This is a genomic window from Sedimentibacter acidaminivorans (assembly GCF_017873955.1).
Taxonomy (GTDB): Bacteria; Bacillota; Clostridia; order Tissierellales; family Sedimentibacteraceae; genus Sedimentibacter; species Sedimentibacter acidaminivorans.
Genome location: NZ_JAGGKS010000007.1, coordinates 193,013 through 219,663, shown reverse-complemented (window position 1 = coordinate 219,663; position 26,651 = coordinate 193,013). Strand labels below are relative to the sequence as shown.

Genomic DNA, 26,651 nt, shown 5'->3' with positions numbered 1-26,651 from the left:
TCAAATTAACTATATATGTTAATGAGAAATGATTTAATTTAACATTAATCCAACCGCAAAGATTGACCATAAACAAGGGCGACGATTAATTCAAGCTATTTAATAAATTTTTTTTTAATAAATGTATACTATAACAAATTAATGAAATAATAAGATTGTACTTAAATTTAAGGAGGATAATTAATTATGGATAAATTTGCTTTAGTATTGGTTATTATAGGAGCCTTAAACTGGGGTTTAATCGCATTATTTCAGTTTGACTTAGTTGCTTCTATATTCGGAGGTCAAACTGCAATTTTCAGTCGAATAGTTTATGGACTTGTTGGTTTAGCAGGTTTATACTGCATAACTTTATTGTTTAACGAACATGAAAGAGTAGACTAGTAGACTGATACTATAATAATTAATTGTAAAAAAAAGATAATCTCTATGTGGATTATCTTTTTTTATATTATTTAATATTATTCTCCCGATATAGAAAGCTTTTTAATTTTAAGTGATGGTGAACCTATATATGCATCCCCTGGGAGACCGAATTTCAAGTCAGTTCCCACTTCTTCTATATCTTTAATCATATCAAAATAATTTCCTGCTACAGTTATTTGTTCAACAGGTCTTTTAATTTTACCATTTTCTATTTCAAATCCAAGGGCAGCTAAAGAAAAATCTCCTGAAATAGTGTTCAATCCAGAGTGTAACCCTTGAAGTTCTGTAATTAATATTCCCCTGTCTATTGACGAAATAATTTCATCAAATGATTTATTACCTTTATCTATATAAAAGTTCGTAGGTGATATATCTATAGGAGATTTGTAAGAAGATTTACTTGCATTACCTGTTGTTTCAACTCCATCTTTTTTAGCTGTTTTCAAATTATGAAGATAAGTTTTCAATGTACCTTTGTCAATAACTTTTTTAAATTTACATGCGACACCTTCGCCATCAAATGATTTAGAAGAAAGTCCTCCCTCCATAAAAGGATCATCAATTAAAGTAAATTTATCACTACCTATTTTTTCATTTAACTTTCCTTTTAATAATGATAAATCTTTTTGAACATTTTCTGCAGAAAATATACCTGCAAATGATTCTAACATATCAGCTGATGCATTGTTTCTAAGTACTATAGAATAATCTCCAGATTTTATAGAAGATGCTCCAAGATGTGACAATGCTTCTTTTACTGCCTCTTCTGCTATTTCTTTTGCATTAAATTTACTGAAATCATTTCCAGTTCTATAAGAAAATCCTGTTTTTATATGTTCTGACTCTTTTGCAATAACTACGACATATGTATATGCTATATTGCTTTTTTCCTGTAGATATAGTCCCTTTGTATTAGACATTACTGTTTCACCGTATCCATCCCCATATACACAGGTTTCAACAGAAACAATTCTTTTATCTATTTTTAAACATTCAGACTCTAATTCCTTTACAAATTTTATTTTATCTTCTTCTTTGACATCTTTCAAAGCTTCATTAAAATTGTTAACTTCATTATATTCCTTAGAGCCTTCATATATTAATTCTTCATCATCAGAATCAATTACCTTTGCATTTTCTATAGCCCCTTTAACTAACAGCTCGATTGAAGTTTCGTCTACCTTTTCAGTATATGAGTACCCCATTTTTCCGTTATATATTCCCCTAAATGACAAACCTTCTACTTCAGACAAGCTATAACCATCAAGCTCTTTTTCAAATACTTTTAAAGTTAAGCTATTTCCACCGCCATAGTAAACTTCCATCTCTTCCATCCCATGCTTTTTACCCTCTGCAAATAGCTTATCTACCATACTTTTCATATCCACTACTTCTCACCTTCCCTTCCACCTACTGTTATTTCAGAAACTCTAATCATAGGCTGACCTACATTAGTTGGTATACTACCACTTACAGAACCACACATCCCCTGTCCATATGATAAATTATTTCCAACCATATCTATTTTATTTAATACATCCATTCCCTTACCAATTAAAGTTCCACCTCTTACTGGCTCTTTAATTTTACCATTTTCCACTATATATCCTTCCATTACAGCAAAGTTAAATTCACCTGTGCTTGGATTAACAGAACCTCCACCCATATATTTAGCATAAAGTCCTTTTTCCGTATTTGCTATAATTTCTTCAGGAGTGGACATACCCTTATCAATAAATGTATTTGTCATACGAGAAGTTGGAGCATATCTATATGACTGTCTTCTTCCTGAGCCAGTTATATCCATTTTCATTCTTCTAGAATTTAATTTATCTATCATATACCCTTTTAGAATACCATTCTCAATTAATACATTTCTTTGAGATTTTGTTCCCTCATCATCTATGTTTATAGTTCCCCATTCATTAGGAATAGTTCCATCATCAATCGCAGTTACAAGTTTTGATGCAACTTGATGACCAATTTTACCTGAATAAACTGATAATCCTTTTGCTACAGATGTTGCTTCTAATCCGTGACCACATGCTTCATGGAATATTACACCACCAAAACCATTGTCTATAATAACAGGCATTTTCCCACTAGGGCTATATTTTGCATTAACCATAGTTACAGCAATACGAGATGCTTCTTTAGCATATTTATCTATATCTAAATTTTCAAAGAACTCATATCCCATACTAGCACCTGGACCAAAAAATCCAGATTGCATTTCTCCATCTTTTGATGCAATAGATGAAATTCCTAGACGAGAACGTACACGTCTGTCTTGTTTCCATAATCCCTCTGAATTAGCTACCATTATATCTTGAACATAATCTGTATAATTTACTGTAACTTGAGTTATTAATTTATCATAGTTTGATGCTGTGTTATAGGCTTGACGCATCAATAGAACCTTTCTTGTTTTTTCTACTGAATTAGGATCAATTTGTACTGAACTTATATTTCTTACGTCAGATTTCGTCAGATTTATTGAAATATCACCATTATTCCCTTCTACAGCAGCAGCTGCTCTCCTTGCTGTAGAAATTAATGTTTCCCTATCTGATTTATTTGTATAAGCATAAATACTGTTAAAACCTTTAAATATTCTTATACCAACACCATAATCCCTACCTGACATAGTGCTCTCAACTTTGCCACCAATCATTACAATACCATTATTTGTTCTGTCTTCAACATATATCTCAGCAAAATCACCACCAGTAGACAAAGCAGCGGTAAGTGTATCTTCTATTAATTGCTTGTTTAACATTTAATCACACTCCTTTATTTGTTATATATATTTTACCATAAATTTCTTAAAGTATTAACAATTTTTTATTTATTTTAAAAATTGTATTTATAATATTACAAAACTTTCTAATTAACATCTTCATAAAACCAGAGATGCAAAAAGACAGCCAAATTAATTGACTGTCCATAAATAAATTATACTAATTTAACTCTATGATAAACCTTCTTACCTTTTTTAATCATTAATTTATTATCCGTAAAATCTTTTTCTAATACTATCGCACCAATATCACTTACAATACTATCATTAACACTTACCCCTGATTGCTCTATAAGCCTTCTACCTTCACTTTTAGACTTTATTAATTTAGCTTTAACCATTAAATCAATAACTGTCATTCCTTCACCTAGCTCTTCTTTTGTGAGTTCTGAGGTAGGAATATTTTCAGAATCTGCTCCACCACTGAACAACGCTCTTGCCGCATTTTGCGCATTTATAGCATCTTCTTCTGAATGAATTAGCTTTGTAACTTCAAATGCAAGTATTTCTTTGGCTTTATTTATTTCAGAGCCTTCTAATGCTCCTAATCGTCTAACTTCGTCCATTGGAATAAAGGTTAGAAGTGCTAAGCATTTTTCCACATCTGCATCATCAATATTTCTCCAATACTGATAAAAGTCATATGGTGTTGTTTTGTTTCTATCAAGCCACAAAGCACCCTTTTCAGTTTTTCCCATTTTCTTTCCCTCACTATTAGTAAGCAATGAAAATGTCATTCCATACACTTGTTCACCATCTTTTCTTCTTGTTAATTCAATTCCGCCTATTATATTTGACCATTGGTCATTGCCACCAAACTGCATCTTACAACCATATTTTTGATGTAAAACATAAAAATCGTAAGATTGCATAAGCATGTATCCAAATTCAAAAAATGTAAGTCCTTTTTCCATTCTATTTTTATAGCAATCTGCAGTAAGCATTTTATTTACTGAAAAATGAACTCCAACATCTCTCATGAAATCTAAAAAATTAAGAGGCAAGAGCCAGTCTGCATTGTTTGCCATAATAGCCTTGTCATCTGAAAAATCCAAGAATTTTTGAAATACCTTTTTAAAGTTTTCTCCATTTTGTGAAATAATTTCTTGTGTCATAATAGAACGCATACCTGTTCTATCACTTGGATCACCTATCATAGTTGTTCCGCCACCTATGAGTGCTATAGGTCTATGCCCATACTGTTGCATAATAGACATAACCATTATTTGTATATAATGTCCTATATGAAGGCTATCTGCAGTAGGATCAAAACCTATATAGAATGTTACCGATTCCTTCCCTAATAGCTCACGTACTTCATCATCATGAGTACATTGCTGTAAATATCCTCTTTCTTTTAATACATCATAAACATTTTCTTTTTCCATTATAATTCGCTCCTTTAGTTCTAATACATAATAAACAAAAAAAGGCTATCTCTCCTAAAAGGACGAGAAAACCCGTGGTACCACCTCAATTTACACCTTAAAAGTGCCTCTATCTGATTTAACGTTCAGACATACCGCTATGGTTTCCCATAGTAACTCCAGAATCGTATTTCACATTGCCTGTTCTATAAGTCTTGCACCTACCGACTCACTCTCTATATTGTAACCAGGTATGCTACTAGTTTCTTTCTCTGTTAGCTAATTATATACAATTATTACATTTATTAATGGAATGATAATACATATTTCAATAGTTGTCAAGGATTTATTAAATAAAACCCTCAAATATTAACCTGTTGTATATAAATTTTTAAGTTAATGTTAAGAATATTGTAAACCGTTTATTTTTTTACAATAATATGTAATATTATTGACACATTTGTCATTTTAAGAAGTAATTGATGGTTTCTCTAGGGGTATGTTAGTGCTATAATACCTTATGACGAAAAAACTCAATAACAAGTTCAATAATTTTAATGGTATTTTAAGGAAATAATACCTCTAAAACTACAAACTATATAGGAGTGATTTTATGAAAAAGAAAGCAATGGCATTAGCATTATCAGCAGTACTAGCCTTATCATCTACATCAGCATTTGCTTCGGAACAAGCAAATACAACAAAAGCATGTTTTGATTTCAATAGTATGGCTAAAAATTACTACAGCAATTTCTACACTAATAGCGATAGTACAAAAGTATTAAGCAAATTAAAGGTAAATGGAAAGTCAATAGACTTAAATTCAATAAACTTAAAGTCATTAGACTGCAATACAAAAAACTGGAAGTCTGTAAACTGGAAATCGATATTACAAAAAAATAAAGATACAGTTACAACAGCACCTGAAGTTAAAGAACCAAAAGTTACAAAACCGGAAGTTACTAAGCCAGAAGTAACTAAACCAGAGGTAACTACACCAGTTAAAAATGAAAATACAAATACCACAACAGAAAAAGATACAACAAGCAATACAACAGTTTCTTCGTCAAATTTAAACTATGAGCAAAAAGTTGTTGAACTTGTTAATATTGAAAGACAAAAAGCTGGTTTATCCGCTCTTACACTAGATACATCAATTTCTAATGTAGCTAGAACAAAATCACAGGATATGGCTGATAATAATTATTTTGCACACCAATCCCCTACATATGGTAGTGCAGGAGACATGCTTAAACAATTTGGAATTAAATGGTCAGCATGGGGAGAAAATATAGCATCAGGTCAAAGATCTCCCGAATCAGTAGTAACTGCTTGGATGAATTCAGAAGGACATAGAGCAAATATTCTTTCATCTAATTTTTCTAAAATTGGAGTAGGATATGCTGTTAATTCAAAAGGAACACCTTACTGGACACAAATGTTTACAAAATAATATGTATTTAAAAAACAGATTGCTTATTTTATTAAGCAGTCTGTTTTTTAATATTTTATCATTTCAATTTTATCTAGTTAAATTTATAATACTATTTTTTTACTTCTAAAATAGCACCTCTGTTACCTGATGTAACCATAGCTGCATATCTAGCCAAATACCCTGTTGTAATTTTAGGCTGTCTTGGTTTCCAGTTTTCTCTTCTTTTGTTTAATTCTTCATCAGATACAACAAAATCTATTTTATTTGCCATAATATCTATTTTGATTATATCGCCTTCTTCTACTAAAGCAATATTTCCACCAACTGCTGCTTCTGGTGAAACATGTCCTATAGATGCACCTCTTGTAGCACCTGAAAATCTTCCGTCTGTTATAAGAGCAACGCTGTTACCAAGACCCATACCCATTATAGCTGATGTTGGATTTAACATTTCTCTCATTCCCGGTCCGCCTTTTGGTCCTTCATATCTTATAACTACAACATCTCCAGAAACTATTTTACCAGAATTTATTGCATTAATAGCATCTTCTTCACAATCAAACACTCTTGCTGGTCCTTCATGTATCATCATTTCAGGTGAAACCGCTGAACGTTTAACTACGCATGAATCAGGTGCAAGATTTCCTTTTAATACTGCTATACCACCTGTTTGACTATACGGATTTTCAATTGGTCTTATTACTTCTGCATCCTTATTTACACATCCACTGATATTTTCTCCAACTGTAAGCCCTGTACATGTAATTAAGTCTGTTTTAATTAAACCTTTTTTGTTTAATTCACTCATAACTGCATATACACCACCTGCATCATCTAAATCTTCCATAAATGTGTTTCCTGCGGGCGCAAGATGACATAAATTTGGTGTTTTTGCACTAATATCATTTGCTATATCTAAATTCAAATCAACTCCGGATTCATATGCTATTGCTGGTAAGTGAAGCATGCTATTTGTACTGCAGCCTAATGCCATGTCTATTGCCAAAGCATTCATAAATGCATCTTCTGTCATTATATCTCTTGGTTTAATATCTTTTTCTAATAATTCCATTATTTTCATTCCTGCATGCTTTGCAAGTTTTATTCTTTCTGAATATACTGCCGGGATTGTACCATTTCCTTTCAACCCCATTCCAAGTGCTTCCGTTAGGCAATTCATGCTATTTGCTGTATACATTCCTGAACAAGAACCACAGGTTGGGCACGCTTTATTCTCATATTCTTCAACTTCATCTATAGATATTTTACCTGCATTATAAGCTCCTACTGCTTCAAACATATCTGATAAACAAGTTCTTTTACCTTTCATTTTTCCCGCTAACATCGGACCACCACTAACAAATATCGTAGGAATATTTATTCTAGCAGCTGCCATTAGTAGCCCTGGTACATTTTTATCGCAGTTAGGAACCATTACAAGTGCATCAAAACAATGTGCCATTGCCATCGCTTCTGTGGAATCTGCTATTAAATCTCTGGTAACAAGAGAATATTTCATCCCTTGATGTCCCATAGCTATACCATCACATACAGCTATTGCCGGAAACACAACAGGTGTTCCTCCTGCCATAGCAACTCCCATTTTTACAGCATCAACGATTTTATCCAAATTCATATGTCCTGGTACTATTTCGTTTTGAGAGCTAACTATTCCTATTAATGGTTTGTTCAATTCTTCCTTCGTATATCCCAAAGCATTAAATAGTGAGCGGTGCGGTGCTTGCTGTACCCCTTTTGTTACTGAATTACTTCTCATATAATTCTCCTCCTATTATATAAATATACCTCCTAAAAAACAAGAGCATATAAATGTTCATAAATAACAAATTGCTATGACATCATATTACTACATTTGTTGTATTATGTCAATTGATAATTGCTTTAATATCATACAAAATGTATTTATAAAGAGTCAGTTTCATTTCGCTCAATATAAAAAACTATATCTTTTATCTCTGCAAAAAATAAATAAAACTTGTATTATAATATTTAAAAGGTTATTATTATTGTAATCAAAATTTACCGTTTTTTTAGGAGGATGATTTGCATTGCAAAAGAAAAGACTATCTGAACAAACAGCTGAAGATATATTGGATATGATAACTATAGAAAAGAGATATTTACCTGGGGATAAATTGCCTAACGAAAACGATTTGTCATCTGAATTAAACGTTAGCAGAACTACATTAAGAGAAGCAATAAGGATATTAATAACTCATAAGGTGCTTGAAATTAAAAGAGGAAAAGGTACATATGTAACTTATAATAATGATATAAATGAAAATTTCAATCTTGATCAAATTATAAATGCAAAAGTCGATTTAAAAGATTTAATGGAAATAAGACTTATTTTCGAACCAGAAATAGCGTATTATGCAGCAAAACGTGCCACCGACAAGGAAATAGAAAAAATATTACATTATGGTGAACTGAATGAATCTAGAATTATTAACTATGAAGACCGTGTAGAAGAAGAGCAAATATTTCATAATTCTATATCAAAAGCAACACATAATGAATTCATCAACAGACTAATGCCAATAATAAACCAAGCTATTTATAAAGGTGTCATATTATCAAAGGAGAAATCTAAAATTAATGATAATACTTTAGTTGACCATAGATCTATAATGGATTATTTAAGAGCTAGAGACGCTGAAGGTGCCAGAACTGCAATGAAACTACATATACTACACGCTATGGAGGACTTTGGAATAACAAGGAACGACTAAAATGTTAAATAAAAAAACACCGCTAGGGTGTTTTTTTTATAAGCTTCGTCACTTCTATATTATTAAAAACGGAAATAAAAGTGGCAAATATACATATAACAAGAATATTATTATTAATCCTAACAAATACGGTAACACAGACTTAGCAATTTTCTCTATTGGCAAACCCGTAATGCTTGATCCAACAAATAAATTAATGGCTACTGGTGGGGTAATCATACCTATGGATATTCCAATAACAAATATTATCCCAAAATGTACAAGGTCAATACCTAAGGATTTAATAAGTGGTAAAAAAACTGGCGTTAATAAAATAACTGCTGACGATGTTTCCATAAATACACCAGCTATTAATATTATTGTACTAATCAAAAGCATAAGTATATATTTATTAGTAGAGATTGTCAAAATTCCCTGTGCTATTTGTTCAGGTATTTTCCAGTTTGCGAGAACCCATCCAAATATACCACTACATGCAATTATAATCATTATAACTGCAGATGTCTTTGCACTTCCTAGCAATATATTAGTAAATTCCTTTAATGTCAAATCTTTGTAAATTATTGTTGATACTATTATAGCATATACAACCGCAACGGCTGCTGCTTCTGATGGAGTAAAGTATCCAGAAAATATCCCGCCAAGTATTATTAGTGGCATTAGCAATCCCCAAATTGATTGTTTAAATGTTTTCCAAACATTCTTTAGTACAAATTTGGAACCTGTAGGATAATTATATTTTAAGGCTTGGACTAGTGCAATTATAATCAATATAACACCCATAAAGAAACCAGGCATAAACCCATTAGTAAATAACTGTGTAACACTTTGACCTGCTATAACAGCATATAAAACCATTGGGACTGATGGAGGTATAACAACTCCTATACATCCAGCGGCTGCAATAAGCGCTATAGATGAGCTTTCATTATAGCCACGCTTTCTAAGTTCAGGTACCATTGTAGCTCCAACTGCAGCTGTAGTAGCTGCACCAGAGCCTGAAATAGCTGCAAAGAACATTCCTGCTACCACGGAAACAATTGATAATCCGCCTCTTATCATACCTAACATTGATTCAGCAAATGTAACTAATTTTTGTGAAATTTGACCTCTTGCTAACAAATCTCCTGCTAGAATAAAAAAAGGAACTGCTACAAGAGCAAAACTATCAGTAGATGCAAACATTCTTTGTACTACAATGAGTAAATTTACATCTCCTTTTATCAAAACTGATACCCCTGCAACTGCAACTGAAAAAGCAATAGGTACCCCTAACAATAAGCAACCTAAAAATACAAGAAATAATAAAGCCGTCATTAATTTTCATCCCCCTTTCCAAAACATATGTTAATAACATTATCAACAGAGTGTAATATCATAATCGAAAACCCTATTGGTATTGACATATATACATATTTCATTGGTATACGAAGGGCGGCAGACAACTGACTACCCTGTAATCCCATGTACTTCATTCCATACATAGTAGCAATGCTAAAAAATGCACCACATAATATAATAACAAATATTGAAGCGAATTTTTGGAGTTTAGGAGATAATAGCTGCTGCATAACAAGTACAGATATATGCCCATTTCTTTTATAAACACTACTTGCACCAAAAAATGTTAAATAAACCAATAGATATCTCGTTAGTTCTTCACTCCATGATAGTGCACTAAAAAAAACACGACACACTATTTGTAACGAAGTTGTTAAAACCATCATTGCAAGTATAGTAATAATTAATTTGCAACATATTTTATCTACAAAATCACTTGCCTTATGAACTAAATTTGCTAAAAGCATAATACTATCTCCTCTCCTATTGCAAAACAATTCTAATATTTTATTTTAATGCTTCCGTTATTCTATTAATATAATCTGTGTATTGTGGATACTCACTATAAACAACTTGAACAGCATCTTTAAAGCTACCTAAATCTGGATCAGTTACAATTTCCATTCCATTATTAATTAACTCATCCATTTGATTTTCTTCGTTATCAGCAACCCATTGTCTTTCAAATTCTGCTGCCTCTTGTGCTGATTCTTTAAATACTTTTTGTACATCTTCTGGTAACTTATTAAACTTATCTAAACTCATTGTAATTATTGCTGAGGCATAAGCATGTCTAGTCATAGTTACATATTTTTGAGATTCCCAAAGCTTAAATGAGTAAATTACATTTACTGGATTTTCTTGTCCATCTATTGTTCCTTGTTGTAATGCTGTTAAAGCCTCTGACCACGCCATAGGAACAGCATTAACTCCTAACGAGTTAAATGTTTTAGTGTAAACTTCATTTTCCATTACACGTATTTTTAAATCTTTTGTATCTTCTGCGCTTTTTATTTCTTTTTTGCTATTAGTTAAATTACGAAATCCTCTTTCAGCATAAGCTAAACCTTTTAAATTAGCACTTTCTAATTTACCTAAAAGTTCTTGTCCAACTTCACCATCTAAAACTTTATATACATCTGCGTTGCTAGAAAATAAAAACGGCATATCTAAAACACCCATATCTGGAACAAAATTAGAGAATGGTCCACTAGTGATAATACCCATATCCAATGTACCCATTTGCATACTTTCAAGCATTGTTCTTTCATCTCCCAATGATCCATTAGGATAAATTTCAATCGTATATGCTCCATTTGTACGTTCTTTTACTAAGTCTGCAAATTTTTCAGCAGCAATTTGAAAACTATCCTGTTCATTTACAGTTGTTCCTAACTTAATCACCACTGCTTCCTTTGGAGTTTCACTCGTTACTTCACTTTTTGGTCCTTCATCTGTAGCTTTAGGAGCTGAATTATCAGAGCAAGCAGCTAAGCTAACTACCATTATCAACACCAAAACTATGCTGGCAATTTTATTAAATTTCATCATTTTATTTCTCCCCTTATTGATTTTTATATTATACATTATACCTAGGTATAATATAATATATTTAACTATAGCTTTTGTGTAAACGTTGAACCGTTGTTGTATGATGTTATTATATTATGTACGATGTCCTTTGTCAATTCTATTTTTATATCTATTTTATATCTAATTTAATCTTAAAAACCTATTGCCTTAGTATATCTTTTAAGTTATAATACAGATGTCAAAATTAAATATTAATGCATCAATATAATATGGAAGATAAGGTTCCAAAGTTTCTACCAAACAACCGTAAATTGTTTGACTATTGAAGTTGTTTTTTGTTTTTATTATATATGATGCGAATGGTTTTTAACTATTCGCTTTTTTAGTATTTTATAAATTTAAATATGTAATTGAATATTATATATATATTATAGAAATGATAGACATTAATAGTTAATATTTGTTATGAGCATATTTAATTTTTTTACACAGGAGGAATCAATGGAAAAGTTTTTTAAATTAAAAGAAAGTGGAACTAATGTTTCTACAGAAATTATGGCTGGTTTTACTACATTTTTTGCCATGTCATACATTATTTTTGTTAACCCCGCAATATTAGCAGCAACTGGAATGCCTTCACAGGCTGTCTTTCTAGCAACAATATTTGCAGCAGTAATAGGAACTTTAATAATGGGATTATTTGCAAATGTACCATATGCCCAAGCACCAGGTATGGGACTTAATGCTTTTTTTACTTACACTGTATGTTTTGCCCTTGGTTTTACTTGGCAACAAGCACTAGCATTAGTATTTATTTGTGGTTTAGTAAACATTACAATAACCGTTACTAAAATACGTAAAAGTATAATTAAAGCAATCCCTATAAGTATACAAAATGCTATCGGTGGGGGAATAGGAATTTTCATAGCATATATAGGAGTAAAAGGTGCAAATTTCATAGAATTTACTTCCGAAGGCGCAAACATTCTTTCAGTTAATGGTCAAGCATTTACTCCTGATGGAACATTTAGTGGAGTTTTTTCTGTAGTAACAAACGGTGGAATTATTCCTGCAATAGTTGATTTTACAAACCCTGCAACTCAACTAGCACTAATTGGTCTCGTTATTACAATTATTTTATTAATTTTAAACACAAAAGGGGCAATACTAATTAGTATTATTGCAACAACCTTAGTTGGCATCCCTATGGGAGTTGTTGATTTTTCATCTGCAAGCATTAATTCAGTGAGTATGAGTTCTGCATTTTCAGAACTAGGAGTTACTTTTGGGGCAGCTTTTGGAAAAGAAGGTTTAATGTCATTATTTTCAGATGCTTCACGTATACCACTTGTTATTATGACTATATTTGCTTTTAGTTTATCAGATACTTTTGATACTATTGGAACATTTATAGGTACAGGTCGAAGAAGTGGAATATTTAGTGAAGAAGATCAAAAATCACTTGAAACAAGTACAGGTTTCAAATCTAAAATGGATAAAGCTTTGTTTGCTGATGCAATTGCAACATCAGTTGGTGCTATCCTTGGTACTTCAAATACTACTACATATGTAGAAAGCGCAGCTGGTATAGGAGCTGGTGGTAGAACTGGATTAACTAGTGTAGTTACAGCATTATTGTTTTTAGCATGTATTTTGCTAGCCCCTATAGCTGGCTTGATACCATCTGCTGCAACATCTCCAGTATTAATAGTTGTTGGTATCATGATGATGTCTTCATTTAAAAACATTGATTGGGATAATCTAGAAGAAGCAATACCAGCATTCTTTGCAGCAGTATTCATGGCTTTTTGTTACAGCATATCATATGGTATAGCTGCTGGTTTCATATTTTATTGCATAGTTAAAATATGCAAAGGTAAATTTAATGAAATTCACCCTATACTACTTATATCAACTATTTTGTTTTTAGTAAATTTTATTGTACTTGCTATTATATAATAAATTACGTCACTTAATAATATCATAAAATAGAAAGAATTATTATTTAAAGTATTTTCAATCCTCATTCTAAATACTACAATGTAATACTAATAAATAGAAGGAATTATCAAATATAGAATTACTTTTTCTGATAACCCTTCTATTTTTTTTATATTAAATTGTCTTCAATATATTTAATTGATTCATTTGTACAAAAACTTGCATTTATAATATTTTTATATTTAGATGCATATTCAGTGCGTTGTAGTTTTATGAATATGTTTAATCTTTTGTTGCATTTTATCGTAATTTATATAATTATTTCAATATTTTTTTATTATTTTTGCATTTTTCTATTTACAACTTGCATTTTATGTTGTATAATCATATCATAATATAAAAAACGGAGGTAACGATATGGGTATGATAGTGAAAGATATCAAGGATGTAGTTGCAAAAATGAATTTTAGAAGATGTGGTACTATTACATGTATTTACAACGTTGACAACAAATGCAGCCAAAAAGAATGCGAACTTCACGAAAGAGGATTAAAACAAGAGGAAGATTAAAAAATGAAAAATAGAATTTAAAAGGAAGGTATCTGTATTGACTACCTTCCTTTTTTATTAAATAAATCTACTTAGGCAATTGAATCTTTTATTTCTGAATCTTCTAATGATTTTATAGCTCGTACTGCATCCCAGTAAAAACTATCTTCTCCTAATTTATCAGTTAGACCTACTCTATTGAACATTGTTTTTACGTTATCCTGCACTCCACAAAAAAGAACCTTAACATTATCACTTGAATATTTAGAAACTATTTTTTCAAATTCACAAACGACAGATTCATCAATGCTTGTAACTGCCCTCATTGAAAAGATAATATTCTTTGCATCGTTTAGTTGCCCAACAGCTTGAATTAGCTTATCTTTTGTCACAAAAAACAAAGGTCCTGTCAAGTAAACCATTTTAGTATATGTATGATCTGTAGATATATCATGTCCACTCATTCTATTTAAATCAACGTCACTCACATCTATTTTTAATTCACAATTTCTAATAACAAATAAAACTATTGCTATAAAAACTCCTATCAATATAGCAATTGTAAGATCAAACATAACAGTTGCAACCATTGTTACACTAAATTCTATAATAGAAATTCCAAATTTTTTATTAAATATATATTTAATTTCATTCCACTCATTCATTCTCCAAGCGGTCATTATAAGAACACCCGCAAGTGCAGATAAAGGAATCATAGACATTACCGAACCCAATAAAAACATCGAACCTAATAATCCAACTGAGTGAAATATGCTAACTAGCCTCGTTTGTCCTCCAGATTTAATCGCCACACTAGTTCTAGCTATAGCTGCTGTAGCTGGAACACCTCCAAAAAACGGTATGATTATATTTCCTATGCCTTGAGCTACTAATTCTCTATCCGCATTTAATTTTTCATTTTTCATTTTACCAGCAGAAGCTCCACACAGTAAACTTTCTATCATACCTAACATTGCAATACTTAATGCTGGCCCCATAAAAGTTTGCAACTGAGCAAATGAAATCGCTTCAAAACTAAGTCTACTTTGTGGAAATAAAGTTTTTGGAATTTCACCTACTACATTTACTGGCAAATCAAATATCCAGTTAATTAATAGTGCTACAATAATACCTGCTAATGACGACGGAAATTTTGAATTCCACTTTTTAGGCCATAAAACCATAATTATAATTACTAAAAAACTAAAAAAAACAGCATATATGTTTGGCGAAAACCCTAGTTCTCCATAAGAAAAAATCTTATTTATAGCATTTTCTCCATATGAAACTGTACCAAAAAAATTATCAACTTGTCCAAGTGCAATTATAATTGCTATACCTGAAGTAAAACCCGTGATAACTGACGACGGAATAAATGATACTAACCGTCCAAAATGAAATGTTGCAGCTAAAAGTAATATTATTCCTGATATAAGTCCTGCAATAAATACTCCATCTATACCATGCTTTATAGAAAGAGTAAGTAAAATAGCTGTCATCGCACCTGTTGGTCCTGAAATTTGATATGATGCTCCTGAAAGGCCTCCTATTAAAATTCCAGCAATAATTGCTGTTATAAGTCCTGCAGCAGCATCAGCACCTGAGCTAACACCAAAAGCAAGTGCAAGCGGCAGTGCAACAGCAGTAACTGTAAGCCCTGCCATTACGTCCTGCAAAAGCCTTTTTTTATTGTAACCATTAAACTCAAGCTTTAAATCTTGAAAAAATTGTGCTACCATTTGTCTCTCCCATTTTATGAATTGTTATTCTGTTTTATTAACAGCATACAAAGATGAGTTTAGCACACTAATCAAGAATAAACAACAAATAATCGTTGCTAATCAGCGATTATTTGTGCAAACATTTACTTTTATTCATACTCCTTAATAGATTCTAATTAAAAATCAATTAAGTTCAATTTCTAAATCTCCAACTGTAATTTTATCTATTTGTGTTACATCTACAGGTTTTGTAAATATCAAATTTAATGTCGCAGTAAGTGGATTAGTACTAGTTCCACTGCTTCCTATTTCAACTTCAGTTCCATCTTTCATTGTAACTGTTAAAATATCATGCAATTTGTGTACAGGGTTTTCTATATTATCTACTAAATTGTTCCTCATTTGTACATTTAATGATATTGGAGAAATTTTTATATTTTTAATCGTATATCTTTTACCTTCAATTTGAACATCTTTATTTACCTTAATCGTGTGCGTTATATTTTTGTAATCTGCTTTAAAAGAAACCTTCCAATCACCTTTTGTAACATTTATTTTATCTGTTGTACTGCATGTCAAATTATAGTTTTTAAGTTCTTCCATATTTTGAATATCGAATATATAGTACTCATATTTTATTCCATTTGCTTCTTGCGAGAACATGAAATTACTATATAATCTGTCATCGGAATTGCTTTTGTCTGTAAAATATATTTCACTTATATCCCTTTTTTCTGAATCTTTTAAGGCAAATCGAATACAAAGTTTTCCCTCAGCAAAACCAACATTATCAACGTATAAATTATTCAAATTATCTCCCAACAAAATACTTAAATTATTTATAGGTAATATTTCATCAGGTGTAATATCATTCATTTCATTTATTTTTTTTCTTTCATCTTCAGACATGTTATCTTCAACATCATTTACAGGAGATTTCTTATCATTCTTTATTAAATATTGTTTTACATATTCTTGGTTAGCCATTAAGAAATCATATGGCTCAAAACTTGTTTTTTGTTTGTTTATACTATATTCCGTTATCTCAGATAAAAGTAATGTTAACTTATCTCCAGCCGTTTTTTTCTCTGTGTTACCTACTAAAATAAATGTTGCTTTACTATCATTAGGATTATCATCTTTTATTTCATTCCATGAGTATCCACCAGAACCTTTCATTTCTAATCTAAGATGTTCAATATATATATAGTCTGATTTACCAAAACTCTCACCATTTTCTTTTATTAATTCAAATACTATATAAAATGAATTCTCATCTCCTACCATACTTGCAACATTAAGTGTTATGCCATTCGACGAATAGCTTTCATCTATAATTGTTCCCATATCATTAACATATTTGATGTTTTCTCCAAATATTTTGTTGTAAATGTTTGATAATCCTCCTTGTGCGAATACTACAGCAAAAGAAAGAATTATAGTCATAACAGCTGCTAAAGGTATAATATATTTTTTCTTCGTTCCATACTTATAACTAAAACCTGTTTTAAGCATCGTGGTTTCCTTTATTCTATTGACTTCTTCTTTAGACATTTCTATTTCATTTATATTTAATTTTTCGTTCTTAATATCATAATCATCTAATAATTCATCTATTTTTCCCATTAATATCACCTTTCATATTATTCATATAATTATTCCTTTACTGATAAGTGCTGTCTTTAGTTTATCTTTGCCCCTATATAATTTGTTTTCAACCATCTTGGTACTTATATTTAAAGATTGAGATATTTCTTTTATAGATTCAAACAAATAATACCTCCTGATAAATATATCTTTGTCTGGTTGCTGTAAATCATTTAAAGTTTCATTAATAATACCTTTATTTATACTCTTAGAAACTTCATTGTCTATATCAAAATCAATCTCCATATCATTTTCTTCCAATGGTAGAACTTCATGCTTCACGACCTTTCGCCTGTATGTATTTATACTGACGTTACGTGCTATAGATATAATATAGTTTTTTAATATCCCCTTATCTCTATTATAATTATCTATTGATTTCCACAATTCTACAAAAACATCTGATACACATTCTTCAACATCACTCTGGTTTTCATAGCCAATTATTCGAATAGCTATAGTTTTAACCAACCCACCATATATATCAATTGCAGTTGACAAACCTTTTGATGGTTTATGTTTCAATAGCCGTACTAACTTTTCATCATTCAAAATCATTTCCTCCTACTATCTAAGAAGCTTCTCATATATATATTCACACAAAATATCTATTTTCACTCAAAATAATTTAAAAAAATAAGCGAAAAATTTTCGCCCATTTAATTATATGTATAAATATATTAAATTACAATACTGGATACACCCTTTAATTACAAAAGAATATATTTTTATATCACCAAATTTATCAACTACTTCTCCATAACCATTTATTAAATCCTTAATATATTATTACCTCCTTGTTTTATATATATTGCAAACTGCTAATGTAACAGGTATGTCTTTATCAATAAATTTACAATTCATGATATGTTCTGACACTGCACTTTCATAAGACGAAATAACTATTTCACTATTATAAAACACTCCACCTTTTAAACCAATCACGACCTTACTATCCCCTCCAAATTTTCTAGATGCAATAATTGTTGAATCCGCCAAATACTTCCCTGCATTTTGTAGAAGCTTTATTGCAATTTCATCTCCAATTTTTGACAGCTCAACTATTTTTGGAAATAATGCCCCAATTTTATTTTTTTGATTATTATATATGAATTTTTTGACATCTGAAGCATTTTTAGCCCCTATTGCTTTTAATAGTTCAATACTCAAATTATCAAAATTATTATTATTATCAATCTGGTCTGTAATTCTTATAAAAGCTTCTATAACTGTATGGTAACCGCTTCCTTTATCCCCTAAAATATGTCCCCAGCCACCAATAACTTCTCCAAGATTATCCTTTTGCACATAAACCGAAGCTCCTGTTCCTGCGATCGAAACAATTCCATCTCCATTACCAAGATAAGCCTTTGCAGCCATTTCAGCATCATTAAGGATTACATTATCTATAGAATAGGTGTTATTAATGTAGCTTTCAACTACATTTTTATAATTACCTGTTCCAACACCTGCAATTCCAGCTGCTATAAATATACACTTGTTATCTCCATGTTCCTGAAGACACTTGTCTATTAATACACTGATATTTTTTATTGCAGTGTCTAGATCTATAGAAGGATTGCCAAATCCTCCTACATTAAAATAAATCGGATTAAACTCTAGATCGTAAGCTATCAGCTCAGATTTTGTTCCTCCAGCATCTATTCCAATTAAATATTCCATATTTCTTATTACTTCCTTTCATCATTTAATCGAAGTGAAAGCTATATTATGTATGTTTCTTCTCAATTCAACAATTTTATTGTTATTTCGATTAGGATGAACCCTGTTTGTCAGAAGAACAAATCCTTTTTTATTAAATAAATCAACAATTATAGATGTTCCGTAAATCCAATATCAGAGCACCCTCCAATGATATACCTTATTTAAAAAAACTTATGGCATCAACTGTATTTTCGAGATATTTTATTGTAGTATCATATCTTGAAGTTGCAAAGCACATAAACAACACATCAATAATATATAACTGTGACATACGAGATGATGTTGCAGCACTTCTGAACGGTGTTTCTATACTTGATGGATTACAAAGGTTAATTTTAGAAGCTTTCCCTAATGTACTTTTACCATATTTAGTGATACCAATGGTATTTATATTTTTTGAATTTGCTAATTCTATAAGCTTAACAGCTTCTATAGTTTCACCAGAAGCTGAAATTCCAACTACTAAATCATTACACTTTAAATTTGCTATTGTTGTTGCTGTTAAATGAGTATCTTCGAAAGCATAAGAAGTTTTATTTATTCTTAAAAATTTTTGTTGAGCATCTTTTGCTGCAATAAACGATGCTCCCATACCATAAAAAACTATTGAATTAGCTTTATCAATAAGTTCTACGCACTCCTTAATTACTTGCTCATCTAAAATAAGCATAGTTTCATCAATAGATTTAACGGCATTATTTCTTATACTTTGGATTAATGACTTAATAGTATCATTTTTTTTAATATCTGTATATGATGTATCATTTAAAGAATTCATATCTCCAATAACTCTCATTTTAAGATCCTGATACCCCCTCAATCCAAGAGATTTACACAATCTAACAACTGCAGAACTGCTAGTTTTACTTAATTCCCCTAATTCAGATACAGTCAGTGATACAAACTTATGTGGGTTACTTAATATAAACTTTGCAATTTTTCTTTCTGAATTAGGTAAATCATCTATAACATTTTTTATCATCATCAGCCCACCTGATTTTAACTCCATAAAAATTGCCTCCACAATAATATATTATCTTATTTTTGAACAGCTTCAAATGCCTTTCTTATATAACCTTTATTTTCATCTAATATTTTTTTTGCATCAATCATATCTAATTTTGAAATGATTATAAATATTGCCAATTTACAATTATAGTTTGTTGTTATCAATATTTTTTCAGCCTCCTCTATAGAAACACCTGTAGCTTCAATAACAATACTTTTGCATCTATCTCTAAGCTTATCATTAGATGCTTTTACATCCACCATTAAATTTTGATATACCTTGCCATATTTTATCATAACACCAGTTGAAATCATATTCAAAACTAATTTTTGTGCTGTTCCCGCTTTCATCCTTGTTGAACCTGTTAAAGCTTCTGGTCCTGTTACAGGGCAAATTGATACCTTACAAACACTACTAAGTTCAGAATCAGGATTATTATTTATTCCAATGGTTATCGCCCCTATCTTATTAGCATATTCTACTGCTCCTAGTACATATGGGGTTCTGCCACTTGCTGTAATACCAATTAAAACATCTTTTTCATTAAAATCAATTGATTTTAAATCTTCTTTACCCAACTGGAAATTATCTTCTGCTCCTTCTATAGCTGTGAGTATAGCTTTTTCGCCTCCTGCTATAAGTGCCTGTACAACTTCCGGATCCGTTCCATAAGTGGGTGGACATTCTGAAGCATCCAATATTCCAATTCTACCACTTGTACCAGCACCTATATATATTAATCTTCCATCTATATGAATCTTTTCTACTATTAAATCTACAGCTTCAGCTATTTTAACTATTTCTTTTTCTACTGCTAATGCAACCTTTTTATCTTCTTCATTTATCATCTTAAGCATCTCAATTGTTGAAACACTGTCAATATTAAATGTATTTTTACACCTATTTTCTGTAATTAATTTTTTTATGTCTATCGTCCTCACTCCTTATATAAATGACATGCTACATGATGATTGTTTCCCATATCTGCCAACTCTGGTCTTATTTCTTTACAAATACTCATTGCGCTTTCACATCTTGAATTTAAGGGACAGCCATTTGGAGGATTAACGGGACTCGGAACGTCTCCTTTTAATATTATCCTCTTCTTTTTTTGTAAAGGATCTTTAGATGGTACTGCTGATAATAAAGCTTTTGTATAAGGATGCATAGCACTAGTATATATTTGTTCTGTATCACCAGTTTCAACTATTCGTCCTAAATACATAACGGCAACAGAATTACTAATATGCCGTACCACATTTAAATCATGAGAAATAAAAATATAGGTCAACTTTAAATCTTTCTGCAACTCTATAAGCAAATTTAAAATTTGCGATTGTATAGATACATCTAATGCTGAAACAGGTTCATCAGCAACAACAAAACTTGGTTTACTAATTATTGCACGTGCTATGCTTATTCTTTGTCTTTGTCCTCCACTGAATTGATGTGGATATCTATCAAGTTGCTCTTTAGTCAGTCCTACCTTATCAATAACCCATAATATTTGTTCTTCGATTTCTTTTTGAGACATACTAAAATGAGTCCTTAAAGGTTCAGAAAGAAGTTTGTTCACTGTCATCCTTGGATTAAGAGAACTGTATGGATTTTGAAAAATCAGTTGCATGTCCTTTCTCTTTTTCCTCATTTCTTCTTTAGAAAGTCTTATAACATCCTCATTACGAAATGTAATTTTGCCTGATGTAGGCTCTATAACTCTTAATAAACTTCTACCTGTAGTAGATTTACCGCAGCCTGATTCTCCTACTAGAGCAAAGGTCTCTTGTTTATTAACCTTAAAACTTATATCATCAACTGCATGCACATATCCTGTTGTTTTTTTTAAAACTCCACCTTTAACTGGAAAATATGTTTTCAAATTTTCAACTTCTAATAATACATTATTCATTAGTTATCACCACTTTCAGCATAAAGCCAGCATCTGCATTTATGTCCATCCGCAATTTCTATTAATTCTGGAGATTTATCTTTACAAATTTTCATTTTTTTATTACATCTTTCTTCAAATCTACATCCCTTAGGCATATGTCCGCCAGCAGGTACCATACCCGGTATAGTAAATAAATTTTTGCTTTTATCACCAAGTGATGTTACAGCTTTTAACAATCCGCTTGTATATGGATGTGCTGTGTTATGAAAAAGTGTTACTACATCTGTCTCTTCAACTATTTGACCTGCATAAAAAACAGCAACTTTTTCACAAGTTTCCGCTATAACTCCTAAATCATGTGTAATCATTATTATTGATGTATCAAATGATGTTTTTAGTTCATTCATCAAGTCAAGTATCTGCGCTTGTATAGTAACATCTAATGCTGTTGTAGGTTCATCTGCAATCAAGAGCTTAGGTTTACATATAAGTGCAATAGCTATCATAATCCTCTGCAACATGCCACCTGACAACTGATGAGGATATTCCTTTAATATTTCTTCTGCTCTAGGTATTCCAACTTTTTTTAACATTTGTAAGGCCATATCACTCATATCTTTTTTGTTTAAATCTGTATGAAATTTTAATGCTTCTATAATTTGTCTCTCTATAGTAAAGATTGGATCCAATGCTGTCATTGGCTCTTGAAATATCATAGATATTTCTTTCCCTCTTATTTTTCTGATTTCATTCTTTTTTAACGATAAAATATTTACGCTTTCTTTTTCACTATGGAAATTTATCTCTCCACCACTTGTTTTAAGCGGAAATGATAAAAGCTGCATTACTGCTAATGCCGTAATGCTTTTTCCACATCCTGATTCCCCAACTATACCATAACTTTGTTTTTTCCCTACATTAAAACTTACATTATCAATTAGTTTTTTATTGCCCTTTTCTGTAATTAAATCAATATTTAAATTCTTTACTTCTAAAATATTTTCCATATAGAAACTCCTCATTCAGATTTACAACTTTAATTTAGGGTCTAAAACATCTCTTAAACTGTCCCCTAGTATGTTAAAAGAAAGAATAGTACATATTATAAATACCGCTGGAGCTATAGCAAGCCAAGGTGCTCTTTCCATATATTTTCTACTTTCACTTAACATAGAACCCCATGATGGGTCTGGTGGCTGAATTCCTAATCCTAAAAAGCTTAACGATGCTTCTGTTAATATGGCACCTGACAATGCCAATGTAGCTTGTACAGTAAATGGTGCTAAAATATTAGGAGTTATATGTTTCAATATTATATTAATAGGCTTTAAGCCTATACTTTTTGCACTCGTTATATATTCCATGGATTTTACTGAAATTACTGATGCTCTTACTGTTCTTGTAAATACAGGGGTATTCACTATACCTATTGCAATCATTGTATTCCCTAAACTAGGCCCAAGTACAGATACTATAAATAATGCAAGCAATATAGACGGAAAGGCAAACAACACATCCATAAAACGCATTATTATGCTATCTACTACTCCTTCAAAATAACCTGCAACAATTCCAAATATATACCCAAATGTTGCAGAGATACCAACAGATATTATACCAACCTGAAGTGATACTTTAGCCCCATAAATTATTCTGCTAAAAACATCCCTTCCAAAATTATCTGTTCCAAATATAAACTCGCCATTTGGAGAAACAAGTTTACTTTTTGTAAACATTTCAGTTATGTCATATGGTGCTATTTTAGGAGCAAAAATACTTAATAAAACAATTATAAAAACTCCTATAAATCCTATTCTTCCAATTGGATCTTTTAATAGTTGCTTAATAATATTAATAATTCCTTTTAAAATTTCAATTATATTTTTCATAAAATCACCTGCTTATTTATAGGTTATACGAGGATCTACATAAGTATAAAGTATGTCAACTATTAAATTTACCATAACATAAATAAATGCTATAAATAGTATACATCCTTGTACTACTGGGTAATCCCTTTGATTTATTGCAGTAAGTACCATTTGCCCTAATCCTGGTATAGAAAAAATTTGCTCTGTAATTACTGTACCACCAAGCAATCCGCCAATTTGCATACCTATTAATGTAATAATAGGAATAAGTCCATTTCTAAGCGCATGAACAAATATTACAACCCTCTCTGATGCTCCTTTTGCTCTTATAGTTTTTATAAAGTCCTGCCTTAGTACTTCGAGGACAGATGAACGTGTCATTCTCATTACAGAACCTGACATAATTGTTCCAAGCACTATTGCAGGTAGAATCATAATTTGCAGATTTACTTTTGCATTTTCAAAAAATCCTACATATCCAACAGGTGGATAATACTGAAATTTTAATGATAAAAATAATATAAGTAGTGTAGCAAATGCAAAATTAGGAACAGATACTCCTAACAGTGCTATAAATCTTACTACTGCATCTACCCAAGTATTTCTTTTCAATGCTGATATAATACCTAATGGTATTGCTATAATCCAAGATATCATAGCTGCCATAATAGTCAATTGAAAAGTTATTTTAAACCTACTCATCATTTCTGGAAATATTTCTTTATCAGTTCTAAATGAAGTTCCAAAGTCTCCTTTTAAAACATTTGTAATCCAATCTATATACCTTTTAGGTAATGGTTGATCTAAGCCAAACTTAATAACATATTGTGCTCTTAGTTCAGGATTTTCTTCTATACCTAAAAGTCCTGATATGACATCTCCAGGTATTAACTGCATAATTAAAAAAATACATAAACTTATTCCTATTAAAACAGGAATTAACATAAGTATTCTTCTAATAATATATGAACGCATCTTTTCACTCCCTCTACATATGAAACATTCAATAATAAGGAAGGGCTTACACCCTCCCATATTTTATTAATTATTCTATAGTTACTTGATTAAAGTTCTCAATATTAAATGTTGTTGGTTTATAATTTTTCATTTCGGTTCTAACAAAATAATAGTCCATTGGAGAAGCCATCCATATATTTGGACAATCATTTAATACTAACTTTTGTGCTTCTTTATAAACTTTTTCTCTTTCATCTTCATTTACAGTAACTTTACCTTTATCGCATAATGCATCAACATCAGGGTTTGAGTATCCCCAAACATTTGCTGAGCCTTTAGTTGAATAGAAGAATGCTACAGATCTATTAGGGTCGGTTCCAGCACCATTTCTTCCTGCCATCATTTCATGAGTTCTGTTTTTCCATGCATCTATATATTGTCCTGATTCAAGATTTTGTATAGTTGCATTAATTCCAATTTGTTCTAATTGTTTTTGAAGTATTTCTCCTGCTCCCCTTATATCATCTAACAAACCAACTGCTATAGTTGTTTCAAATCCATCTGGATAACCTGCATCTGACATTAATTGTTTTGCTTTTTCTATATTTTGTTGATATAAATCTTCATTTGCAAAATCCATAGACCATCTACCCATTGCAGGAGGCACAAATCCAGCTATAGTTGCTTCTCCATCATAAACAAGGTCAATAATTTCTTGTCTATTAACTGCATAACTAATTGCTTGTCTAACTCTTACATCTTTAAACTTATCCAGGTCCAAATTAAATCCAAGGAATAAATAATCATTTGATTGGTAATCCATTATTGTTATATCATCATTTCCTTCAACTAATGATATACTAGATGCAGGAAGTTTTATTAAATGAACATTTCCTGTACGAAGAGCTGCTATTCTCGATGATTCATCAGTCATAACATAATATTCTATTGAATCTAACTTAGGTTCAGTTTCAACAAAATAATCAGGATTCTTAGTTAAAATAACTTTATTATCAGGAACCCACTCTTTTAGTATAAATGGTCCTGTACCACATGCAACTTGCATTAAATTTGTATTTTCTTCAACAACTTCTTTTGGAACAATAGCTCCGTATAAACTTGTTAAGTTAGTCATAAATGGTGCAAATGGCTCTTTTAATACAAATTTGACCGTATAATCATCAACTACCTCTATAGTTGATACACTATCATAATATGATTTACCTAATGCTGCTGTTTCAGGATTTAAAATTCTTTCAAAGCTGTATTTTACATCATCTGCTTTCATTTCCCTTCCATTATGGAATTTAACTCCTTGTCTTAACTTAAATATGTAAGTTAAATCATCAGGTTGCTCCCATGACTCTGCAAGCTCAGGTATAAAATTCATATTATCGTCTACATCAATTAATGTATTGTAGATTTGTCTGAAAATTCTTACAGATGCAACGGCAGAAATTGTGTGTGGATCTAATCCGACTGGTTCAGCATCAGTTCCATACTTTAACACTTGAGGTGGCGCTTCTTTAGGTTTTTCTTGACTATCTGGTGCAGTTTGTTCTTGACCGCTTACTGGAGTTTGCTCAGAATTATTATTTCCTCCACAAGCTGTAAAAACCATCATCACTAGAACAATTAGTAAAGCAATAGACAATATTCTTTTATTCATTTTTTAGTCTCCCTTT

At 31.0% G+C, this 26,651-nt stretch carries 23 protein-coding genes, 1 riboswitch and 1 other annotated feature; of the genes, 5 read left to right on the top strand and 18 right to left on the bottom strand.

Annotation, left to right across the window (positions count from 1 at the left end; translation table 11 throughout):
* Nucleotides 1–186: 186 nt before the first annotated feature.
* A complete protein-coding gene (locus J2Z76_RS12400; protein ID WP_209512376.1) occupies nucleotides 187–384 on the top strand; it encodes a DUF378 domain-containing protein in 198 nt (65 codons plus the stop codon).
* A 77-nt stretch (nucleotides 385–461) separates the two neighbouring features.
* Here the strand turns inward: J2Z76_RS12400 and J2Z76_RS12395 are convergent, their stop codons facing one another.
* The 3 genes from J2Z76_RS12395 to tyrS all read right to left on the bottom strand — a co-directional run bounded on the left by J2Z76_RS12395 (nucleotide 462) and on the right by tyrS (nucleotide 4,614).
* A complete protein-coding gene (locus J2Z76_RS12395; RefSeq protein WP_245210452.1) occupies nucleotides 462–1,808 on the bottom strand; it encodes a TldD/PmbA family protein in 1,347 nt (448 codons plus the stop codon).
* Nucleotides 1,809–1,813: 5 nt separating this feature from the next.
* The gene (locus J2Z76_RS12390) at nucleotides 1,814–3,205 is read right to left on the bottom strand and encodes a TldD/PmbA family protein (RefSeq protein WP_209512374.1); all 1,392 of its coding nucleotides are present in this window, start codon (nucleotides 3,203–3,205) and stop codon (nucleotides 1,814–1,816) included.
* A 176-nt stretch (nucleotides 3,206–3,381) separates the two neighbouring features.
* A complete protein-coding gene (tyrS, locus tag J2Z76_RS12385) occupies nucleotides 3,382–4,614 on the bottom strand; it encodes a tyrosine--tRNA ligase (RefSeq protein WP_209512373.1) in 1,233 nt (410 codons plus the stop codon).
* 55 nt (nucleotides 4,615–4,669) lie between these two features.
* Nucleotides 4,670–4,875, bottom strand: a binding site (T-box leader).
* A gap of 331 nt (nucleotides 4,876–5,206) precedes the next feature.
* Here tyrS and J2Z76_RS12380 point away from each other — a divergent pair.
* Entirely contained in the window at nucleotides 5,207–6,046 is an 840-nt protein-coding gene (locus J2Z76_RS12380) for a CAP domain-containing protein (protein WP_209512372.1), read from the top strand.
* A gap of 91 nt (nucleotides 6,047–6,137) precedes the next feature.
* Here the strand turns inward: J2Z76_RS12380 and ilvD are convergent, their stop codons facing one another.
* Complete coding sequence (gene ilvD / locus J2Z76_RS12375) at nucleotides 6,138–7,805, bottom strand: dihydroxy-acid dehydratase (protein ID WP_209512371.1); 1,668 nt, start codon at nucleotides 7,803–7,805, stop codon at nucleotides 6,138–6,140.
* A 292-nt stretch (nucleotides 7,806–8,097) separates the two neighbouring features.
* On the opposite strand from ilvD, the gene J2Z76_RS12370 reads away from it, so the two are divergent.
* Entirely contained in the window at nucleotides 8,098–8,781 is a 684-nt protein-coding gene (locus J2Z76_RS12370; protein ID WP_209512370.1) for a FadR/GntR family transcriptional regulator, read from the top strand.
* 54 nt (nucleotides 8,782–8,835) lie between these two features.
* Here J2Z76_RS12370 and J2Z76_RS12365 read toward each other — a convergent pair whose 3' ends face one another.
* From J2Z76_RS12365 to J2Z76_RS12355, 3 genes are read right to left on the bottom strand one after another with little or no spacing between them, the layout of a single operon-like run.
* The gene (locus J2Z76_RS12365; RefSeq protein ID WP_209512369.1) at nucleotides 8,836–10,098 is read right to left on the bottom strand and encodes a TRAP transporter large permease; all 1,263 of its coding nucleotides are present in this window, start codon (nucleotides 10,096–10,098) and stop codon (nucleotides 8,836–8,838) included.
* Nucleotides 10,098–10,589, bottom strand: coding sequence for a TRAP transporter small permease (locus tag J2Z76_RS12360; protein WP_209512368.1), 492 nt, complete (start codon nucleotides 10,587–10,589; stop codon nucleotides 10,098–10,100). Before J2Z76_RS12360 ends, J2Z76_RS12365 begins: the two co-directional genes overlap by 1 nt.
* Before the next feature lie 40 nt (nucleotides 10,590–10,629).
* Nucleotides 10,630–11,673 (bottom strand): TRAP transporter substrate-binding protein, encoded by a 1,044-nt coding sequence (locus J2Z76_RS12355; RefSeq protein ID WP_209512367.1) that lies wholly within the window; start codon nucleotides 11,671–11,673, stop codon nucleotides 10,630–10,632.
* Between the two features lie 222 nt (nucleotides 11,674–11,895).
* Nucleotides 11,896–11,997: riboswitch (purine riboswitch) on the top strand.
* A 159-nt stretch (nucleotides 11,998–12,156) separates the two neighbouring features.
* On the opposite strand from J2Z76_RS12355, the gene J2Z76_RS12350 reads away from it, so the two are divergent.
* Both J2Z76_RS12350 and J2Z76_RS12345 read left to right on the top strand, forming a co-directional pair.
* Nucleotides 12,157–13,614 carry an NCS2 family permease gene (locus J2Z76_RS12350; protein ID WP_209512366.1) on the top strand — a complete coding sequence of 486 codons (1,458 nt, stop codon included), beginning with the start codon at nucleotides 12,157–12,159 and terminating at the stop codon, nucleotides 13,612–13,614.
* 399 nt (nucleotides 13,615–14,013) lie between these two features.
* Complete coding sequence (locus tag J2Z76_RS12345; RefSeq protein ID WP_209512365.1) at nucleotides 14,014–14,166, top strand: hypothetical protein; 153 nt, start codon at nucleotides 14,014–14,016, stop codon at nucleotides 14,164–14,166.
* Between the two features lie 71 nt (nucleotides 14,167–14,237).
* Here J2Z76_RS12345 and J2Z76_RS12340 read toward each other — a convergent pair whose 3' ends face one another.
* The 11 genes from J2Z76_RS12340 to J2Z76_RS12290 form a co-directional block, all read right to left on the bottom strand.
* A complete protein-coding gene (locus tag J2Z76_RS12340) occupies nucleotides 14,238–15,884 on the bottom strand; it encodes a SulP family inorganic anion transporter (RefSeq protein WP_209512364.1) in 1,647 nt (548 codons plus the stop codon).
* Nucleotides 15,885–16,049: 165 nt separating this feature from the next.
* A complete protein-coding gene (locus J2Z76_RS12335; RefSeq protein ID WP_209512363.1) occupies nucleotides 16,050–17,492 on the bottom strand; it encodes a DUF4179 domain-containing protein in 1,443 nt (480 codons plus the stop codon).
* A gap of 21 nt (nucleotides 17,493–17,513) precedes the next feature.
* Nucleotides 17,514–18,065: a sigma-70 family RNA polymerase sigma factor gene (locus J2Z76_RS12330; protein WP_209512362.1), complete on the bottom strand. Its 552-nt coding sequence runs from the start codon at nucleotides 18,063–18,065 to the stop codon at nucleotides 17,514–17,516.
* A gap of 237 nt (nucleotides 18,066–18,302) precedes the next feature.
* Entirely contained in the window at nucleotides 18,303–19,196 is an 894-nt protein-coding gene (locus J2Z76_RS12325) for a BadF/BadG/BcrA/BcrD ATPase family protein (protein ID WP_209512361.1), read from the bottom strand.
* 199 nt (nucleotides 19,197–19,395) lie between these two features.
* The gene (locus tag J2Z76_RS12320; RefSeq protein ID WP_209512360.1) at nucleotides 19,396–20,247 is read right to left on the bottom strand and encodes a MurR/RpiR family transcriptional regulator; all 852 of its coding nucleotides are present in this window, start codon (nucleotides 20,245–20,247) and stop codon (nucleotides 19,396–19,398) included.
* A gap of 29 nt (nucleotides 20,248–20,276) precedes the next feature.
* Nucleotides 20,277–21,188: an N-acetylmuramic acid 6-phosphate etherase gene (gene murQ, locus J2Z76_RS12315; RefSeq protein WP_209512359.1), complete on the bottom strand. Its 912-nt coding sequence runs from the start codon at nucleotides 21,186–21,188 to the stop codon at nucleotides 20,277–20,279.
* Complete coding sequence (locus tag J2Z76_RS12310) at nucleotides 21,185–22,156, bottom strand: ABC transporter ATP-binding protein (RefSeq protein WP_209512358.1); 972 nt, start codon at nucleotides 22,154–22,156, stop codon at nucleotides 21,185–21,187. The genes murQ and J2Z76_RS12310 overlap by 4 nt, the downstream gene beginning before the upstream one ends.
* Complete coding sequence (locus tag J2Z76_RS12305; RefSeq protein WP_209512357.1) at nucleotides 22,156–23,145, bottom strand: ABC transporter ATP-binding protein; 990 nt, start codon at nucleotides 23,143–23,145, stop codon at nucleotides 22,156–22,158. The genes J2Z76_RS12310 and J2Z76_RS12305 overlap by 1 nt, the downstream gene beginning before the upstream one ends.
* Before the next feature lie 21 nt (nucleotides 23,146–23,166).
* Nucleotides 23,167–24,027, bottom strand: a complete 861-nt coding sequence (locus tag J2Z76_RS12300; protein ID WP_245210445.1) for an ABC transporter permease — start codon at nucleotides 24,025–24,027, stop codon at nucleotides 23,167–23,169.
* Nucleotides 24,028–24,039: 12 nt separating this feature from the next.
* Nucleotides 24,040–24,984 (bottom strand): ABC transporter permease, encoded by a 945-nt coding sequence (locus tag J2Z76_RS12295; RefSeq protein ID WP_209512356.1) that lies wholly within the window; start codon nucleotides 24,982–24,984, stop codon nucleotides 24,040–24,042.
* Nucleotides 24,985–25,054: 70 nt separating this feature from the next.
* A complete protein-coding gene (locus tag J2Z76_RS12290; RefSeq protein WP_209512355.1) occupies nucleotides 25,055–26,635 on the bottom strand; it encodes an ABC transporter substrate-binding protein in 1,581 nt (526 codons plus the stop codon).
* Between the last annotated feature and the right edge of the window lie 16 nt (nucleotides 26,636–26,651).

What these genes read in the sequence shown, in the direction of transcription:
- J2Z76_RS12400 (WP_209512376.1), top strand. Translation starts at nt 187, where the DNA reads ATGGATAAATTTGCTTTAGTATTGGTTATTATAGGAGCCTTAAACTGG.
- J2Z76_RS12395 (WP_245210452.1), bottom strand. Translation starts at nt 1,808, where the DNA reads ATGAAAAGTATGGTAGATAAGCTATTTGCAGAGGGTAAAAAGCATGGG.
- J2Z76_RS12390 (WP_209512374.1), bottom strand. Translation starts at nt 3,205, where the DNA reads ATGTTAAACAAGCAATTAATAGAAGATACACTTACCGCTGCTTTGTCT.
- tyrS (WP_209512373.1), bottom strand. Translation starts at nt 4,614, where the DNA reads ATGGAAAAAGAAAATGTTTATGATGTATTAAAAGAAAGAGGATATTTA.
- J2Z76_RS12380 (WP_209512372.1), top strand. Translation starts at nt 5,207, where the DNA reads ATGAAAAAGAAAGCAATGGCATTAGCATTATCAGCAGTACTAGCCTTA.
- ilvD (WP_209512371.1), bottom strand. Translation starts at nt 7,805, where the DNA reads ATGAGAAGTAATTCAGTAACAAAAGGGGTACAGCAAGCACCGCACCGC.
- J2Z76_RS12365 (WP_209512369.1), bottom strand. Translation starts at nt 10,098, where the DNA reads ATGACGGCTTTATTATTTCTTGTATTTTTAGGTTGCTTATTGTTAGGG.
- J2Z76_RS12360 (WP_209512368.1), bottom strand. Translation starts at nt 10,589, where the DNA reads ATGCTTTTAGCAAATTTAGTTCATAAGGCAAGTGATTTTGTAGATAAA.
- J2Z76_RS12355 (WP_209512367.1), bottom strand. Translation starts at nt 11,673, where the DNA reads ATGATGAAATTTAATAAAATTGCCAGCATAGTTTTGGTGTTGATAATG.
- J2Z76_RS12350 (WP_209512366.1), top strand. Translation starts at nt 12,157, where the DNA reads ATGGAAAAGTTTTTTAAATTAAAAGAAAGTGGAACTAATGTTTCTACA.
- J2Z76_RS12345 (WP_209512365.1), top strand. Translation starts at nt 14,014, where the DNA reads ATGGGTATGATAGTGAAAGATATCAAGGATGTAGTTGCAAAAATGAAT.
- J2Z76_RS12340 (WP_209512364.1), bottom strand. Translation starts at nt 15,884, where the DNA reads ATGGTAGCACAATTTTTTCAAGATTTAAAGCTTGAGTTTAATGGTTAC.
- J2Z76_RS12335 (WP_209512363.1), bottom strand. Translation starts at nt 17,492, where the DNA reads ATGGGAAAAATAGATGAATTATTAGATGATTATGATATTAAGAACGAA.
- J2Z76_RS12325 (WP_209512361.1), bottom strand. Translation starts at nt 19,196, where the DNA reads ATGGAATATTTAATTGGAATAGATGCTGGAGGAACAAAATCTGAGCTG.
- J2Z76_RS12320 (WP_209512360.1), bottom strand. Translation starts at nt 20,247, where the DNA reads ATGGAGTTAAAATCAGGTGGGCTGATGATGATAAAAAATGTTATAGAT.
- J2Z76_RS12310 (WP_209512358.1), bottom strand. Translation starts at nt 22,156, where the DNA reads ATGAATAATGTATTATTAGAAGTTGAAAATTTGAAAACATATTTTCCA.
- J2Z76_RS12305 (WP_209512357.1), bottom strand. Translation starts at nt 23,145, where the DNA reads ATGGAAAATATTTTAGAAGTAAAGAATTTAAATATTGATTTAATTACA.
- J2Z76_RS12300 (WP_245210445.1), bottom strand. Translation starts at nt 24,027, where the DNA reads ATGAAAAATATAATTGAAATTTTAAAAGGAATTATTAATATTATTAAG.
- J2Z76_RS12295 (WP_209512356.1), bottom strand. Translation starts at nt 24,984, where the DNA reads ATGCGTTCATATATTATTAGAAGAATACTTATGTTAATTCCTGTTTTA.
- J2Z76_RS12290 (WP_209512355.1), bottom strand. Translation starts at nt 26,635, where the DNA reads ATGAATAAAAGAATATTGTCTATTGCTTTACTAATTGTTCTAGTGATG.